The sequence below is a fragment of the Lysobacter sp. KACC 24251 genome, assembly GCF_057747755.1.
Genome location: NZ_CM173222.1, coordinates 858,664 through 874,576 on the forward strand (window position 1 = coordinate 858,664; position 15,913 = coordinate 874,576).

At 68.2% G+C, this 15,913-nt stretch carries 14 protein-coding genes; 6 read left to right on the forward strand and 8 right to left on the reverse strand.

Translation table 11 applies throughout. The annotated features are described in order from the left end of the window. The first annotated feature begins 146 nt into the window (after nt 1-146). Nucleotides 147-2,549 (forward strand): TonB-dependent receptor plug domain-containing protein, encoded by a 2,403-nt coding sequence (locus tag AC3ARF_RS04075; protein ID WP_498930511.1) that lies wholly within the window; start codon nt 147-149, stop codon nt 2,547-2,549. Here the strand turns inward: AC3ARF_RS04075 and AC3ARF_RS04080 are convergent. The 3 genes from AC3ARF_RS04080 to AC3ARF_RS04090 form a co-directional block, all read right to left on the reverse strand. Next, complete coding sequence (locus AC3ARF_RS04080) at nt 2,546-3,958, reverse strand: serine/threonine protein kinase (protein WP_498930513.1); 1,413 nt, start codon at nt 3,956-3,958, stop codon at nt 2,546-2,548. The two genes, AC3ARF_RS04075 and AC3ARF_RS04080, sit on opposite strands and share 4 nt — an antisense overlap. 1 nt (nt 3,959) lies before the next feature. After that, complete coding sequence (locus AC3ARF_RS04085; protein ID WP_498930515.1) at nt 3,960-4,706, reverse strand: metallophosphoesterase family protein; 747 nt, start codon at nt 4,704-4,706, stop codon at nt 3,960-3,962. Between the two features lie 78 nt (nt 4,707-4,784). Then, entirely contained in the window at nt 4,785-5,747 is a 963-nt protein-coding gene (locus AC3ARF_RS04090) for a peptidylprolyl isomerase (RefSeq protein ID WP_498930517.1), read from the reverse strand. Nucleotides 5,748-5,916: 169 nt separating this feature from the next. Between AC3ARF_RS04090 and AC3ARF_RS04095 the strand changes: the two genes are divergently transcribed. Both AC3ARF_RS04095 and AC3ARF_RS04100 read left to right on the forward strand, forming a co-directional pair. Next, the gene (locus AC3ARF_RS04095) at nt 5,917-6,282 is read left to right on the forward strand and encodes a PadR family transcriptional regulator (protein ID WP_498930519.1); all 366 of its coding nucleotides are present in this window, start codon (nt 5,917-5,919) and stop codon (nt 6,280-6,282) included. Continuing rightward, on the forward strand, nt 6,279-7,229 hold the full coding sequence (locus tag AC3ARF_RS04100) for a sensor domain-containing protein (protein ID WP_498930520.1): 951 nt from the start codon (nt 6,279-6,281) through the stop codon (nt 7,227-7,229). Before AC3ARF_RS04095 ends, AC3ARF_RS04100 begins: the two co-directional genes overlap by 4 nt. 4 nt (nt 7,230-7,233) lie before the next feature. On the opposite strand, the gene AC3ARF_RS04105 is transcribed toward AC3ARF_RS04100, so the two are convergent. Next, nucleotides 7,234-8,481, reverse strand: a complete 1,248-nt coding sequence (locus tag AC3ARF_RS04105; protein WP_498931751.1) for a polyhydroxyalkanoate depolymerase — start codon at nt 8,479-8,481, stop codon at nt 7,234-7,236. Nucleotides 8,482-8,635: 154 nt separating this feature from the next. After that, entirely contained in the window at nt 8,636-9,250 is a 615-nt protein-coding gene (locus AC3ARF_RS04110; RefSeq protein WP_498930522.1) for a class I SAM-dependent DNA methyltransferase, read from the reverse strand. Between the two features lie 99 nt (nt 9,251-9,349). Between AC3ARF_RS04110 and AC3ARF_RS04115 the strand changes: the two genes are divergently transcribed. Then, nucleotides 9,350-9,802: a HemJ family protein gene (locus tag AC3ARF_RS04115; RefSeq protein WP_498930524.1), complete on the forward strand. Its 453-nt coding sequence runs from the start codon at nt 9,350-9,352 to the stop codon at nt 9,800-9,802. On the opposite strand, the gene AC3ARF_RS04120 is transcribed toward AC3ARF_RS04115, so the two are convergent. Further along, a complete protein-coding gene (locus tag AC3ARF_RS04120; RefSeq protein ID WP_498930526.1) occupies nt 9,738-11,516 on the reverse strand; it encodes an alkaline phosphatase in 1,779 nt (592 codons plus the stop codon). The two genes, AC3ARF_RS04115 and AC3ARF_RS04120, sit on opposite strands and share 65 nt — an antisense overlap. Before the next feature lie 145 nt (nt 11,517-11,661). Between AC3ARF_RS04120 and AC3ARF_RS04125 the strand changes: the two genes are divergently transcribed. Next, on the forward strand, nt 11,662-12,993 hold the full coding sequence (locus AC3ARF_RS04125; RefSeq protein WP_498930528.1) for a dicarboxylate/amino acid:cation symporter: 1,332 nt from the start codon (nt 11,662-11,664) through the stop codon (nt 12,991-12,993). Between the two features lie 4 nt (nt 12,994-12,997). Here the strand turns inward: AC3ARF_RS04125 and AC3ARF_RS04130 are convergent, their stop codons facing one another. Both AC3ARF_RS04130 and bla read right to left on the reverse strand, forming a co-directional pair. Further along, nucleotides 12,998-13,486 (reverse strand): NUDIX hydrolase, encoded by a 489-nt coding sequence (locus tag AC3ARF_RS04130; RefSeq protein WP_498930530.1) that lies wholly within the window; start codon nt 13,484-13,486, stop codon nt 12,998-13,000. Further along, nucleotides 13,486-14,358 carry a subclass B3 metallo-beta-lactamase gene (gene bla, locus AC3ARF_RS04135; protein ID WP_498930532.1) on the reverse strand — a complete coding sequence of 291 codons (873 nt, stop codon included), beginning with the start codon at nt 14,356-14,358 and terminating at the stop codon, nt 13,486-13,488. Before bla ends, AC3ARF_RS04130 begins: the two co-directional genes overlap by 1 nt. Nucleotides 14,359-14,505: 147 nt before the next feature. Between bla and AC3ARF_RS04140 the strand changes: the two genes are divergently transcribed. Then, nucleotides 14,506-15,903: a M16 family metallopeptidase gene (locus AC3ARF_RS04140; RefSeq protein ID WP_498930534.1), complete on the forward strand. Its 1,398-nt coding sequence runs from the start codon at nt 14,506-14,508 to the stop codon at nt 15,901-15,903. Nucleotides 15,904-15,913: the final 10 nt, after the last annotated feature.

A 15,913-nucleotide genomic window follows, 5' to 3' on the forward strand; every position in this document is an offset into this window, starting at 1 on the left:
TTGTCCTGCGCTGTCGTGACTGCGCAGGTCCGATGCGCTTCTGCGTCTGCCGTGGCACGGGTGTCGGGGGCATGGACGGCGGGTGAGGCGCCCGGCTAGATTGGGGTGGTAACAGGGGGTTACATCCACTTTCGGGGACATCGCCAATGCTTTTCAACGCACGTCGCACCACGCTGTGCCGGGCCGTCGCGCTCGCGCTTTCGCTGCCGGTTGCCGTTTCCGCCGTCGCCCAGGAGGCCGCGCCCACTGCGGCTCCGGACGAACCGGTCACCCAGGTCGACGTTGTGCGCACGATCGGTTCGCGCCGCATCGACCGCGCCTCCGATACCACCACGCCGGTACCGGTGGACGTGCTGCCCATGGCCGCCGCCGCCGAGCAGGGCGCTCAGTTCGACCTGGCGCAGACGCTGCAGTACACCGCCCCCTCATTCAACTCCACCCGCCAGACGGGCGCCGACGGCGCCGACCTGGTGGACGGCGCCGCGCTGCGTGGCCTGGGGTCGGACCAGACCCTGGTGCTGGTCAACGGCAAGCGCCACCACACGGTGTCGCTGGTCAACATCTACGGCGCGCGTGATCGCGGCAACACCGGTACCGACCTCAATGCGATCCCGCTGCTGGCCATCGACCGCATCGAGATCCTGCGCGATGGCGCGGCGGCGCAGTACGGTTCCGACGCCATCGCCGGCGTCATGAACATCGCGCTCAAGCGCAGCAAGGGCTGCGAGACCGTGCTCGGCTGGGGTCAGTACTCGCGCGGTGACGGCGAGAACTGGCTGGCCTCCGCCTATTGCGGCGTCGGCTTCGCGATGGGCGGCGGCTTGTCGGTCACCGGCGAATGGCAGGACCGCGACCGCTCCAACCGCGCCACCGACTTCAACCCGCTGCGCACCATCGGCGACTCCAAGGTGACCAACCGCACCGTGTACCTCAACGGCGACGCGCCGCTGGGCGAAGTGGCCGAGGTGTACTTCACCGCGGGCATGCAGAACCGCGACGCATCGTCGGCCGCGTGGGCGCGTGGCGGCATCGGCAGCGATGACATCCCGTCGCGCAACTCCGAGGCCATGTACCCGGATGGCTTCGTACCCTTCATCGACGGCGTGCTGGATGACCGCTACGGCATCATCGGCCTGCGCGGCGAAGCGGGCGCGTGGCACTGGGACATGTCGTACACCCACGGCTACAACGAGTTCAACTACACCATCCGCAATACGCTCAACGCGTCAATCGCCAACCTGGACCTGATCAACGGCGGCGCGGGCATCAGTCCCACACAGTTCGACGCGGGCGGCTTCTCGTTCGAGCAGGACACTGCCAACTTCGACGTGTCGCGCTACTTCGACGGCGTGCTCAACGGATTGAACGTGGCCTTCGGCGCCGAGGCACGCGAGGAGCGCTACCGCATCCGTGCCGGCGAGCCGGGTTCGTACGCGGACGTCGATGGCGTGGGCGAGGGCGGCAACGCGGGCAGCCAGGGCTTCCCGGGCTTCCAGCCCGGCGACGTGACCGACCGCAGCCGCGACAGCACCGCGCTGTACATGGACTTCGAGCTGGACGTCACCGATCGCTTCATGACGGGGTTCGCCGCGCGCTACGAGGACTACAGCGACTTCGGCGACACCCTCAACGGCAAGCTGGCGGCCGCCTACCATGCGACCGACAGCCTGCTGCTGCGCGGTTCGGTCAGCACCGGGTTCCGCGCACCGTCGCTGCAGCAGAAGTATTTCTCCTCGACCATCACCGATTTCATCGGCGGCGAGCCGGTGGACATCGTCATCGCGCCCAACGACAGCGCGCTGGCACGGGCCGCGGGCATCCCGAACCTGGTGGAGGAACAGTCCACCAGCGCCACTCTGGGCCTGACCTGGACCCCGCGCGACAACCTGTCGGTGACGCTGGATGCCTACCGCATCGAGATCGACGACCGCGTGGTGCTCAGCGGCGAGTTCGACAACACCGACCCCAACATCGGCGGTGCGCTGGATGACCTGGGCGTGGGCCTGGCACGCTTCTTCTTCAACTCGGTGGACACCCGCACCACCGGCGTGGACCTGACCGTGTCGCACGACATGGCGCTGGGCGGCGGCCAGCTGGCCAGCTTCCTCGGGCTGAATTACGGCAAGACCGAGATCACCCAGGTGCACACCCCGCCGGAACTGGCCGGCCGCGAGGACACCCTGCTGAACGAGCGCGAGCGCTCTTTCATCGAAGGCGCCGCGCCGCGATTGAAGGCGGTCGCAGGCTTCGACTACGCCTGGGGCAAGTGGGCGCCGAGCCTGAAGGTCATCCACTTCGGCAAGCAGACCCTTGGCACCTGGACCGGCGATGGGCTGTACCAGCGCTACGACGCCAAGACCTCGGCGGACGTCAGCCTCACCTACAACTTCACCGACAAGGCAAAGTTCACCGTGGGCGCGGCCAACGTGTTCGACGTGTTCCCGACCAGGCAGGACCCGAACGAGACCGACAACGGCCACATCTACGAAAGCGTGCAGTTCGGCATCAACGGTGCGAGCTACTTCGCCCGCTTCTGGATGAAGTTCTAAGCGGGGGCGCTCTCCTCCGGCTGGGGCGCGCGCACCACGGTCACGGTGCACGTCGCCTCGGCCACCACGCGCGCCGACACGCTACCCAGCAGTCGGCGCACGCCGGTGATGCCGCGTGCGCCCATCACCAGGTGGTCGACGCGGTTGTTGCGCGCGAACTCGATCAGCGCCTCGGCCGGGTCGCTGTGCTCCAGCACGTGCACGGTCAACGGGCGGTCCCCCAGTTTGAGGTCGCGCGCCCAGTGGCGCAGTGCCAGCAGCCGCTTGACGTGGCGGTTGCGGCCTTCTGCGTCGATGTTGCTGTCCATGCCGATGCGCGGGGTGCGCATCACGGTGACGCAGGCCAGCCGGGCCTTGGGAAACGCCAGCAACACGCGCTGCACCGCCAACTGCAATGCATCGGTGAGGCGCGAGTCGTGCTGCTTCAGGTCGACCGCGACCATCAGCAACGGGGCTTCGTGCAGGTGCTCGCCGGGACGGCCGCGCGGGTCGTGCTCATGGCCCTTGCTGCGCCACCAGCGTTGCATCCGCGTCCAGCGGCCGGCGCGGTGCTCGCGTTCGGCGCGTTCGGTCAGTGGCACCTGGTCGGGGTGCTGCAGGTCGTTGGCCACCTGCGCGGCGGTGGCGTAGCGCTGGTCGGGGTCGACTTCCAGGCAGCGCAGGATGATTTCCTGCAGCCAGCGCGGGATGTCCTTGCGCAGTGCGCGCGGGGGCGCTGGATCCTGGTACAGCCGGCGGCGCAGCCCCGCCGGGCTGGTGGGGTTGCCGAACGGCCGCTCGCCGGTGGACATGTGGTAGAGCGTCACCCCCAGCGCAAACAGGTCGCTGCGCGGGTCGTTGCGTACGCCCAGCACCTGCTCCGGCGCGATGTACGGCGCTGTGCCGATGGGAATGTTGAACTGTTCGGCCAGCAGGTCGGGCAGGTGCGCGTGGTGCGACAGGCCGAAGTCGATCAGGGCGATGGTGCCGTCGGCCCGGCGCAGCAGGTTGCTCGGCTTGATGTCCAGGTGCACCACCTGCTGGCGGTGTACCGCATGGATGGCGGTCGCGGCCGCGGCGCCCAGTTCGGCGACATGCGCGGGCGGCAGCGGCGCGCGGTCCAGCAGCGGACGCAGCGTTTCGCCGTGCAGGTGCTCCATCACCAGCCACGGCTGGTCCTCGAAATCGCCGCTGGCGATGAAGCGCGGCACATGCGGGCCGTCGAGCGCGGGCAGGATCATCCGTTCCACTTCGAAGCCGACGATGTGCGTGGCGACCTCGCCGTAGCCGATGCGCGGCAGCTTCATCAGCAGCTCGTCGGCGTGGTCCGGGTGGCGCACGCGCCACAGTGTCGCCATGCCGCCTTCGTGCAACGGGCCCAGCAGCTCGAAGCCGCCGATCTGCATTCCCGCGTGCACGTGGACTGGCATGTCAGCGTCCTTCGCCCAGGCGTGCAGCGAAGCCCGGCGGCAGGCCGGCGCGCAGGATACGCGCGCTGGCGGCCTCGTGGTCGTACGGCACGCGCAGGCACGTAAGGCTATTGCGCTCGGTGTCCATCCACCCGCAGCAGGCGGCGGGATTGCCGTCGCGGGGCTGTCCCACCGAACCCGGGATGGCCAGCCAGCGCAGTGTGGGTGCCAGCGGAATGGGGAAGTCGGTGCGCGGGGTGAAATGGCCCGCATCCAGCCCGCCGGGGCGCGTGTGATAGAGCGCCGGCTCGTGCATGTGTCCGCAGAAGGTGATGCGTTGGCGTGTCGCGGCCAGGCTCTGCGTGGCGGCGCGCGCGTTGGTGATGTAGCCCCAATTGGCGGGCGCCCACGCATTGGCGTGCACGTACAGCCGGTCCTCGTCTTCCACCGTCAGTGGCAGCTTGGCGAGAAAGGCGCGCTGCGCGTCGTCCAGTTGGTGATGCGTCCATTCGATGGCGGCGCGCGCTTCCGCGTGCATGTGCTCGGTGGGGCCCCGCAGTGCGGCCTGGTCGTGGTTGCCCAATACGGCAACGCCACCGTCTTCGACCAGCCGCTGCACCGTATCCACGGTCCACGCCGGGTCGGCGCCGTAGCCGACGAGGTCGCCCAGCACCACCGCCCGGTCGAAGCCGATCCTGCGCAGCCGCTTCAGGCAGGCCTCGAAGGCCTCGCGGTTGGCGTGCAGGTCGGCGAAGAAGGCCAGGCGCATGGGCTCAGTGTGCGGTCGCGTTGGCCCCGATGGTAGGCAGCCCACCGAGCCGGCGCGATGCGGCTTTGGTCGGGCCGCTCAACCGGCTGGCGGCGCGCGCGTGGGCAGAGGCACGTTGCACACGTTGATGTGGCCCGCCGGTCGCTTGTAGAAGTCGTCGCGGCGGTTGCGGCGGGCTTCCACCAGCTCATCGAACAGCGGCGTATCGGTGCGCAGCACCTGCAGCGCCGTGCGTTCCGCTTCCGGCACGTCACGCGCCAAGCGGATGGTCCGGATGCCCACGTACTGCTCGGGCTTCTCGTAGAAGCCCAGCGGGCCGGTGCCACGCGGCAGCGCCGACAGCAGTTCGATGCCCTTCACCACGCGGCCGACCACGGTGATGTTGCGGTCCAGCTGGCGTGGTGACTGGCCCGTCACCACGTACAGCTCGGCACCCGTGCTGGAGTCCGCCTCGTTGTTGCGACCGGCGCCCACCGCGCCGTAGCAGTGCGCCAGCCAGGTACGGTCGGCCTTGGGGTCGCGGCCGACGGCGAAGCCATCGACGAAGCCCGCCTGCGGCGCCCAGCCATCGATGTCGGGCAGGGCATGGAACGCCAGTCCCTTGGACGCGCGCTCGAATTCGGCCGGCAACTTGGCCTTCGCGCTGCCCATCGGCTTCTTCCTGGCCGCGTCGTCGGCATTGGGATCACCCCACTGCACGACGAAGTTGTCCTGCGAACGGATGATGGCCAGGCCGTCCCAATAGCCCTGGTGCGCCAGCGTGGTGATGTTGGCCACGTGTGCCGGAGCGAACTCCGGTGCCAGTTCGATGATCACCCGGCCGCTGGACAGCTCCATGTACAGGGTGCGCGCGGGGTCCAGCGGGCGCCAGTCGGAAGGCCGGCTGCCATCGAGGATCTCCTGCGTGGTGCGTGCCTTGGGTGCCGGCTCGGCGGCCAGAACCAGCGGACACGCGCACGCGAGCAGCGCGGACAGGGCGAGCGTGCGGAGGGGGCGCGGGCGGAGGGCAGGCGCGGACAGGACAGGCGGCGTCAGGCGCATCGGGTCGTTCCTTGGCGGGGTGCGTGGGCGATAGCCGTCGAGTGTAGACGCGGCTTCGCGCGCCGACGAGGTCGGCAGGGCCGGCCTGACCTTCGACCCGGATGACTAATGACAGGGGCGCTATATCGAAGTTGGTACTAGTATCCACTTCAAGCTAGTGGATCCCGCCATGACCGACCTCGATGCCCAACTCAGGAAGTTCCAGAAGGAGCTGAGCACCGGCACCGTCTCGCTGGCGCTGCTCGCGGTGCTGGCGGAGGTCGGCGAGCCGATGTACGGCTACCAGATCGCCAAGCGCCTGGAGCGCGATGGCGGGGGCGTGCTGACCGGCAAGCAGAGCGCCCTGTACCCGGTGCTGCGCAATCTGGAAGGGGCCGGGTTGCTGGGCAGCCATGTCGAACCGTCCGTGGCGGGGCCGCCGCGGCGTTACTACCAACTCACCGACGCGGGCCGCCAGTCCCTGCGTGACTGGGCCGCCGCGTGGCGCGCCACCCGCGATTCCGTCGATTCCGTGCTCAAGGGGATACCGCAATGAACGCCTCCAACTTTCCCGGTGGCCTGCCCACCACCATCCCCGAGTACCTCGATCGCCTGCGCGTTGCACTGACGGGCGCCGACCCGGCGCTGGTGCAGGATGCCCTGTACGACGCGGAGGAATACCTGCGCTCGGAGCTGGCCGAGAACCCCGGCAAGAACGAGGCCGAGGTCATCGCCGCGGTGGCCGGCAGCTACGGCGCCCCCGACGAGGTCGCCGACATCTACCGCGATACAGAAGTGAAGGTGCAGGCCGCACTGCGCACCCCGATGGCCCCCCCGCGCCGCTCGGCACTGGGGCGCTTCTTCGGCGTGGTGGCGGACCCGCGCGCCTATGCCGCGCTGTTCTACATGCTGCTGTCCCTGGCCACCGGCATCTTCTACTTCGTCTGGGTGGTCGCCGGCGCGTCGGTGTCGCTGGGCACGCTGGTGCTGATCATCGGCGTCCCACTGCTGCTGCTGTTCCTCGGCTCCGTGCGGGTGCTGTCGCTGGTCGAAGGCCGCCTGATCGAAGTAATGCTGGGCGAGCGCATGCCTCGCCGGCCGCTGTACGCCAACCGCGGGCGGCCCTGGCAGCAACGCATCGCCGCCCTGTTCACCGATCCGCGTACCTGGGGCACGCTGCTCTACTTCCTCGCGATGCTGCCGCTGGGCGTGGGCTACTTCACCATCGCGGTGACCCTGCTCGCGATGTCGTTGGCCTTCATCGCCGCGCCCATCGCGGTGTGGACGGGGCTGGCCACCGCCAACGTCGATTACGCGGGATGGCAGGTGGTGGGCCTCGACGGCACCGCCTGGGGCACCTCGGCGGAGGCCTGGATGTTGCCGCTGATGCTGCTCGGGGGCGTGCTGCTGCTCTTCATCACCCTGCACGTGGCGCGCGGTATCGGCCGCCTGCACGGCATGCTGGCCAAGCACCTGCTGGTCAAGTCGGCGCAGTACAACTGAACCGTTACTTCGCGTACTGGGCGATGAAGTCGCGCACCTTCGGGTACACCTGGGTGCGCCAGCGACGGCCGCTGAAGATGCCGTAGTGGCCGGCGCCCTGCACGGTCAGGTGGTGCTGGTCCTGCTCGGGAATGCCGGTGCAAAGCTTGTGCGCCGCGCGGGTCTGGCCTTGACCCGAGATGTCGTCCAGTTCGCCTTCAATGGTCAGCAGCGCGGTGCCCTTGATGTCGCCAGGCTTCACGCGCTCGCCGCGCACGTCCCACAGGCCGCGCGGCAACAAGTGCTCCTTGAACACGATGCGCACGGTGTCGAGGTAGTACTCGCCCGGCATGTCGAGCACGGCGTTGTACTCGTCGTAGAAACGGCGGTGGGCGTCGGCGTCGTCGAGATCGCCCTTGATGAGGTTCTGGTAGAAATCCCAGTGCGATTCGAAATGGCGCTCGGGGTTCATCGCCACGAACCCGCTGTGCTGCAGGAAGCCCGGGTACACGCGGCGGCCCGCACCCGGATAGTTGGACGGCACCGGATGCACCAGGTGCGACTCGAACCACCACTGCGGCTTCTGCGCGGCGAGATCGTTGACCTGGGTCGGGCTCTCGCGCGTGTCGATCGGGCCCCCCATCATCACCAGCGAGCGGGGCGTGGTCTCGCCGCGCGACGCCATCAACGACACCGCGGCCAGCACCGGCACGGTGGGCTGGCACACGCTGATCACGTGCACCTTGTCGGCGCCGATGTGGCGGATGAATTCCTGGACGTAGGCGATGTAGTCATCCAGGTGGAACGGGCCTTCGGCCACCGGCACCATGCGTGCGTCCACCCAGTCGGTGATGTACACCTTGTGGTCGCGCAGCAGCGTCTTGACCGTGTCGCGCAGCAGCGTGGAGTGGTGGCCCGACAGCGGTGCCACCACCAGCACGGAGGGGTCGTCCTTCAGCTCGACCAGGTTGCCGGCATCGTCGGTGTAGCGCTTGAAGCGCAGCAGTCGGCAGAACGGCTTGCGGATGATCTCCTTCTCGACGACGGGGTACGACGCGCCCTCGATGTCGATGTTGTGGATGCCGAATTCCGGCTTCTCGTAGTCCTTGCCCACGCGGTACATCAGCTCGTAGCCGGCGGCGATGCGCGTGGCACCCGGCACGGTGGACAGCCAGCTGCCAGGCGCGGAGAACATCTTCGAGCCGGCATCGGCCCAGTAGGTCATCGGCGCCATCCAGGCTCGGCCAAGCTCATGAAGCTGGTAAAGAAACATCGTGTCCGCCCTGTTCATCGGCAATGCTGCAGTGCAGCGTAACGGAATCACGCCGCGCAAAGGTTAACGCCGGGTAGGCGGCGGGACCCCCTCCCGCTTTGTGGCGAGCTGGCCCTCCCCGCAGTGGTCCGGAGCCCGCCAAGTACGATGCTGTTCAGGCGTTGCCGGGGAGTTCCAGTGCCGCCACGCCGGCCCGCAGCTCGGGCGACAGCCACAGGTGCGAGCCCAGCAGCACCAACCCCACGCCCGCCAGACGCTCCCGGTAGAAGCGGGCCGGCCGGCGCTTGAACCCGTGCGTGTCGCCGTCGATGCCGTCTTCGCGGGTGAACGTTTCCAGGAACGCCACGCCGCCGCAAAGCTCGCCCAGCGCGGGCAACCCGCGGTCGAGTTCGCGCGTGTCGAGGTAATGCAGCACGTCGCTGCACACCAGTAGGTCCACCGGCGGGCACGGACGCAGGTGCTCGAAGTCGCCAAAGCGGGCGAGGTGCAGGTTGCGACGCGCGCCGTAACGGCCGATCGCATACTCACTGCTGTCGAAGCCCAGGTACTGCACGCGCGGTCGCAGCTTGCGCAGCGGCGCCAGCCACGCGCCCTCGCCGCAGCCGATGTCCAGCACGGTGCGGATCGGGCGCTCGAGGTGATATTCGGCGGTGGCGACCGCCATCGCCACCTTGCGCGCCAATCGCGCGCTGCCGCCGATGGCCTGGTCTTTCAACGCGGGGTCGCGGTACCAGCGTTCGAAGTAGGCGGCGTCGTATTGCTTGGTCATGGGAGTGGGCATGAGGTGGCGGGCCAAGGAGCGGGCGTCGCGATCGCGCGCCGGGGCATGCGATCCTATCGCGTTGAAACCCCGCCTGGACCGTTCCGCATGCATGCCTACCTCTGGCTCAAGACCGCCCACCTTGTTTTTGTGATCGCCTGGATGGCCACCGTCTTCTACCTGCCGCGCATCCTCGTCAACCTGGCGGAGGCGGGTGACGACCTGGCGGTGCGGGCGCGACTGGTCCTGATGGGGCGCCGGCTCTACCGCTTCGGCCACCACATGTTCGGCGTGGCCTTCGTCCTCGGGCTGGTGCTGTGGCTGGGCTACCGGGTGTTCCCCAGCCTGCCCACGATGGTGGTGGCCGGCAGCGGCTGGCTGCACGCGAAGCTGCTGCTGGTGGCGCTGATGTTCGCCTATTACATCGTCGCGGGGCGCTGGCTGAAGGGCGCGGACGCCGGCAAGTCGTTGCCCTCTTCGAAGTCGTTGCGCTGGTTCAACGAAGTGCCGTTGGTGCTGCTGGTGGCCGTGGTGTACCTGGTGCTGGCCAAGCCGTTCTGAGCCAAGGCGGTCGGGTGACGGGCACGCCCTCGCGATTGCAGAAACCCTGGGCGCACTGCGCCTCGCGCAGTACTGGCATCGCCTGCAGCATGAAGTGGTAGATCGTGTTCTGCTCCACGCTGCCGCGCACCGCCTCGCTGCCGGGGCCGCGCGCCCAGATGCCCACGTCATCGCCGCCATGCGACTCGCTGGACAGTGGGACCATCGCTTCCTGAAGGAAGTCCGGGTGCTCGGTATCCACATCGGTCAGGTCCGGGCGGCCCTGCGTCGCGGCCTTATAGCCGCTGGTGGAGTGTGCGAATGACTTCGGGCCCTCGGGCGACTGCGTGGTGGCGCCGACGTAACCCGGACCGTTGGCGTAGATGAGCGTGGTGAAAGGCAAGCCCAACGCGTCCCGCGCCAGGGTGCCGGGTTCGCCGTCCTCGCCGCTGGTGCCGCGCACCTTGCCCAGCACGGGATTGCCGCGCACCGGGTAACCGACGAAGCCCAGCGTGTGCGCGTGATCGGCGGTGACCAGGATCAATGTGTCTTCGGCGGACGTCATCGTGTCCGCGACCTTGACTGCATCACTGAGCGCAATGGTGTCGACCAGCGCGCGATGGGCGTTGCCCTTGTGGTGCGCGTGGTCGATGCGGCCGCCTTCGACCAGCAGCACGTAGCCCTTCGGGTTGTTGCGCAGGCGCGTGATGGCCGAGCGGGTCATCTCGGCCAGCGAGGGCTCGCCGGCGCGGTCGCCTCTGCGCTCGTGTTCGTACTGCATGTGGTCGGGTTCGAACAGCGCCAGCAGCGGTGCATTGGCGGGCGCCTGCTGCAGTTGCCGGGCGTTCCACACGTAGTGGCCGCGCGGATGGCGCTGCTTCCATTCGGCGATGAGGTCGCGCCCATCCAGGCGCTGGCCGACCTTGTCGTCGTATTCCGGGTCGCGTTGGCTTGCCGGCATGAACTGCCCGCGGCCGCCGCCCATCAGCACCTCCGGGCCGGTGCCGAAGCGCGAGTGGACCATCTGCCGCGCGATGTCGATGCAGCCGGCCGACTTCGCCGCTTCGCTCAGCTCGGCGTCGTTCTCCCAGTTGCGGTCGGCGGAATGGGCGAAGGTGGCAGCCGGCGTCGCATGGGTGACGCGGGTGGTGGTCACCACTCCGGTCGCGAGACCCTGGGCGGCGGCGGATTCCCAAAGCGTCAGCATCGGCGCGGCCAGTGCCCCGGCGCAGTCGCCGCGCGACACCTGCTGGCCCACGCTGAGCACGCCCAGCCGGGTCTTCACCCCGGTCGCCATCGCCGACATGGTGCCGGCTGAGTCGGGCGTCTGCGAATTGGTGTTGTAGGTCTTGCTGAGCGCGGTGTAGGGGAAGCGCTCCCAGCCCAGGCGGTTCTCCTCGCCGGGATGGCCCTGGCGCTGGCCCTCCAGGATCCGGGCGGCGGCCACTGTGGTCAGGCTCATGCCATCGCCGACGAACAGGATCACGTTCTTCGCCCCGCCGCCCATCGCGCCGCGCTCCGCCGCCTGCGCCGCACCGTCGCGGTACCACCAGTCGGGCGTCTCGCCGGAGGGATGGCGGATGGCCGGCACGTCGACCGCGTGGACGTTCGCGCTCGCGGATGGGGCGGCGGCGCGGCTGGCGTCCGTGGCAGGACGGGACAGGGTGGTGCAGGCGCTGGCGAGCAGCACGGGAGCGAGCAGCAGTACGCGCTGCGGCGCAGGAAACGAAGGCATGCAGGCGATCAATACAGGAGCGAATGGAATCGGTGGATTATGCCCCGGCTTTGTTGCGAATCAGCGTGCTGTGTGTTGCATCTGCGGCATCGCGCGGGAGCGGCGGCTCGGTTATTGTCCGGAACTGGCCCCTGATGGCATGCCCATGTCCCTGATCTCCGCGTGGTTCCGCATTCCGTTCTGGCAGCGGGTGGTGGCCGGCTTCGTGCTCGGCGCGCTGGCGGGCTGGGCGATGGGGCCGGCTGCCGACACCTGGTTCGGCCCCTTCGGCACGATGTACGTGACCCTGATCAAGATGATCGCGGTGCCGCTGGTGTTCTTCGCGGTGATGAACGCGGTCGCGTCCCTGCACGGACAGAAGTCGATGGCGGCGCTGGGCGGGCGTACCTTCCTGTGGTTCGGCATCACTGCGGCGCTGGCGGTCGGCGTGGGCCTCACGGTGGGCTGGGTGCTCAAGCCCGGTGTCGGCCTGACCGGCTTGTCGATGGCGCCGGACTACACCGTGCGCGAGTTGCCCTCGCCGGTGCAGGTGCTGCTGGACATCATCCCCGCCAACCCGTTCCAGGCGCTGGCCGGCGCCGGCACGTACAAGGAAGACGGCGTCACCTACCTCACCAACAAGGGCACCATCCTGCAGGTGATCTTCTTCGCTGGGCTGGTGGGCTTCGCGCTCGTCAAGCTGGGCGAGAAGGTGGCCGGCATCCGCAAGCTGGTCGGCGAGGCCAGCGACGTGATGGTGCAGGTCACGCGCTTCGTGCTGGAAACCACCCCGATCGGCACCTTCGGCCTCATTGCATCGCTGGTGGGCAGTTACGGATTCGAGAAGCTGCTGCCGCTGGGCAGTTATGTGTTCGCGCTATACCTTGCCTGCGCCATCCACATCATCGTGGTGTACGGCAGCCTGGTGGCGGTGCACGGGCTCAACCCGCTGAAGTTCTTCCGCGGCGCGGCGCCGGGCATGCAGGTGGCGTTCGTGAGCTCATCCAGCTTCGCGTCGATGCCCGCGGCCATCCGCTCGGTCACCCACAACCTCGGCGTGGACAAGGACTACGCGGCGTTCGCGGTGCCGCTCGGTGCGAGCATCAAGATGGACGGCTGTGGCGCGATCTATCCGGCGCTGACCTCCATCTTCGTCGCGCAGTATTTCGGGCTCCAGCTGGAGCCCAGCCAGTACTTCACGATCCTGGTGGCGTCGGTGCTCGGCAGCTTCGGCACGGCGGGCGTGCCGGGTACCGCCATCGTGATGGTGACGCTGGTGCTGTCGGCGGCGGGCCTGCCGCTGGAGGGCATCGGCTACCTCGTCGCCATCGACCGCGTGCTCGACATGATGCGTACCATGACCAACGTGACCGGGCAGATGCTGGTGCCGGTGCTGGTGGCCAAGGAGACCGGGCTGCTGGACCAGGAGGTCTACAACGCGGCGTCGAGCAATGTCGGCCTGCAGGAAGGCGAGGAGCCGGGGCGCGAGTCGGCGTGAGGGCTCAGATCCGCGAGTAATTCCACGACACCATCCGCCCGTCGCGGTAGGGCATCACGCCGTGGAACGCGCGGGGGTCGTCGTCGAACACCAGCGGCAGGAAGTTGCGATCGCCCTCCCACATGGGAAGGTCGTGGATCCGTTCCAGCGGCACCCATTCCAGCGTGCCCTCGGCATTGCTGGCCGGAGGCTTGCCGGTGAAGCCGGTGATCAGGAACACAAAGCCCAGCCAGTCCTCGCCGTGCTTGCCAAAGCCGGGCCAGCTGATGGTGCCGCGCAGGGTCAACTCCGTGCATTCGATGCCGGCTTCCTCGTGGATCTCGCGGCGCATGCCCGCCACCACGTCCTCGTCCGACTCGAGTTTGCCGCCCAGGCCGTTGTATTTGCCCAGATGCTGGTCACCGGGGCGCGCGTTGCGGTGCACCAGCAGCACCTCGCGCCCGTCCGGCGAGAGCACGTAACCCAAAGTGGCGACGATCGGCATGTATGGCATCAGGGCATGGCCTTGCGCTGGGCGGCGAGTTGCGCGTCGAGCTTCTGCCCGGCCTTGTCGGCGTACTCGCGGCAGGTCATCGGTTTGGCATGCGGCGTAGTGGTGCCCGGCGCCCAGCCGCTGGCATCGGCGTGGGGAGTGATCAACACGTCGCAGGGCAGGGCTCGCACCTTGGCGAAGGTGGCGCGGTAGTCGTCGACGATGCGCGGGTAGCGGGCGTGGCCGATGAGGTCGTAGCCCGGAGCGCTCATGCTGTCTGCGTAGACGATGCGCACGGCTTTGCCATCGCGTGTATCCGTCCAGCTCCAGCTCAGGCTGCCCGGCGTGTGGCCTGGAGTGAAATGCGCGGTCAGTTGCACGTTGCCGAGGTCGATCACCTCGCCATCAAGCAACATACGGTCGACCTTGACGGGCGGGAAGGCGATGCTGTCGCCAAAGTGCAGGTCGTCGGTGCCGCCCCGGGCCAGCAACACCGATGATTCGGCATTGGTGGCCACGCGCGCGCCGGTGGCCCGCTGCACCGCCGCCAGCGGGCCCGCATGGTCGGCATGCGCATGGCTGTGCACGATCCACTTCAACTGGCCGTCGGCGATGCCCACGCTGCGCAGGTTGCGCAGCAGCATCTCCGCGGCCTGCGGCATGCCGCCATCGATGAGCACGGCGCCCGCATCGCCTACCACGACGAGTGCGCTCAAGCCTGCGGTTCCGACGTACCAGGTGCGGTCGGCGATCTTGAACGGCGTGATCGGCTGCCGCCAGTGTTCGTCCACCTGGTAGGACCCGAGTTGGGGCAACGGGGCCTCGGCAGCGGCCGACGAGGCACTCGTGGCGAACAGCAGGCTGGCGAAGAATGCGATGCGGGTCAGGGACATGGTGGGCGCGGGCTGGTGGGGGCGACAGTGTCGGTCATCCAGCGGATGCCGACCAGCGCCCACGCTCGTCCTGCAGGAAAACTGGCCCATGAAAGTGCCGGCGCGATTGCGCTAGAGTGCCCGCTTCCATCGGATTAAGGAGTGTCCATGCGCAAGCGCCCCGTTTCGGTGCTGCTGGCGGGTCTGGTGTTGGCATCGGCGGCCACGTTCAGCGCGAACGCAGCCCCGAATGCCGATCGCTGGAGCGTGCCGGTGGCGGTCAAGAAGCTCGACAACGGCCTGACCGTGATCGTGTCCGAGGACCACAGCTCACCCACGGTTGGCGTCAGCGTGGTCTACCACGTCGGCATGCGGCTTGAGCCGCGCAACCGCACGGGCTTCGCCCACCTGTTCGAGCACCTGATGTTCGAAGGCACTCCCAATGCGGGCGAGGGCGTGTTTGATCGCGTGATCACCGGCGGCGGCGGCCGCAACAACGGCTCCACCCGCCCGGACTTCACCAACTACATCGAAGTCGCGCCGGTGTCCGCGCTGGAGCCGATCCTGTGGCTGGAAGCCGACCGCATGAAAACGCTCGACTTCAACCCGGCCACGCTCAAGAACCAGCAGGACGTGGTCAAGGAGGAAATCCGCGTCAACGTGAAAAACCAGCCGTATGGCGGCTTCATGTGGATCGACATCGGCCAGCACGCATTCCAGAAGTGGGAGAACAACCACGACGGCTACGGCAGCTTCAAGGACCTGGAGAACGCCAGCCTGCAGGACGTGGCCGCGTTCCATCGCGACTACTACGGCCCCAACAACGCGGTGATCGCGATGGCCGGCGACGTCACCCCGGCGCAGGGCTTCGCGCTGGCCGAGAAGTACTTTGGCAGCATCCCTGCACGGGCGACGCCCAAGGCGCCGGACTTCCGCGAGGGCCTGAACACTGCGGAAAAGCGCATTACCCAGTCCGACGCGCTCGCGCAGGTGCCGGCAGTCGCCACCGCCTGGAAGATCCCCGACCGCGGCAGCAAGGACCAGGCGCCGTTTGCGGTGCTTGGCGAAGTGCTGGCCGGCGGTGATGCGTCGCACTTGTATCAGGGGCTGGTCAAGGGTCGTGAACTGGCACTCAACATCGAGGCGCTGTACGGCCTGACCGATCCGTGGACCTACGATGGCCCCACGCTCTTCACCACCTTTGCGCTGTACAAGCCCACCTCCAGCGCCGATGAACTGCTCAAGGCCATCGACGAAGAGATCGCCCGCGTCGTCAAGGACGGCGTCAGCGATGCCGAGCTCAAGCGGGTCAAGACCCGCATGCTGGCCGACTGGTACAACGGCAACGAGGCCTTCATCAACCGCGCCGACACCCTGGCCAAGCTGCAGACCCTGTGGGGCGATGCCAGCGTGGTCAACAAGATCCCGGCGTGGATCGAGGGGGTGACTTCCGCCGACATCCAGCGCGTGGCCCGCACTTACCTGACCACGGCCAACCGCACCACCATCGACCGTAAGCCGGCCGCGATGCTGCAGGCCACGCCGGCCGCCGGCCAGAAGAACTGAGGAGCGCGAC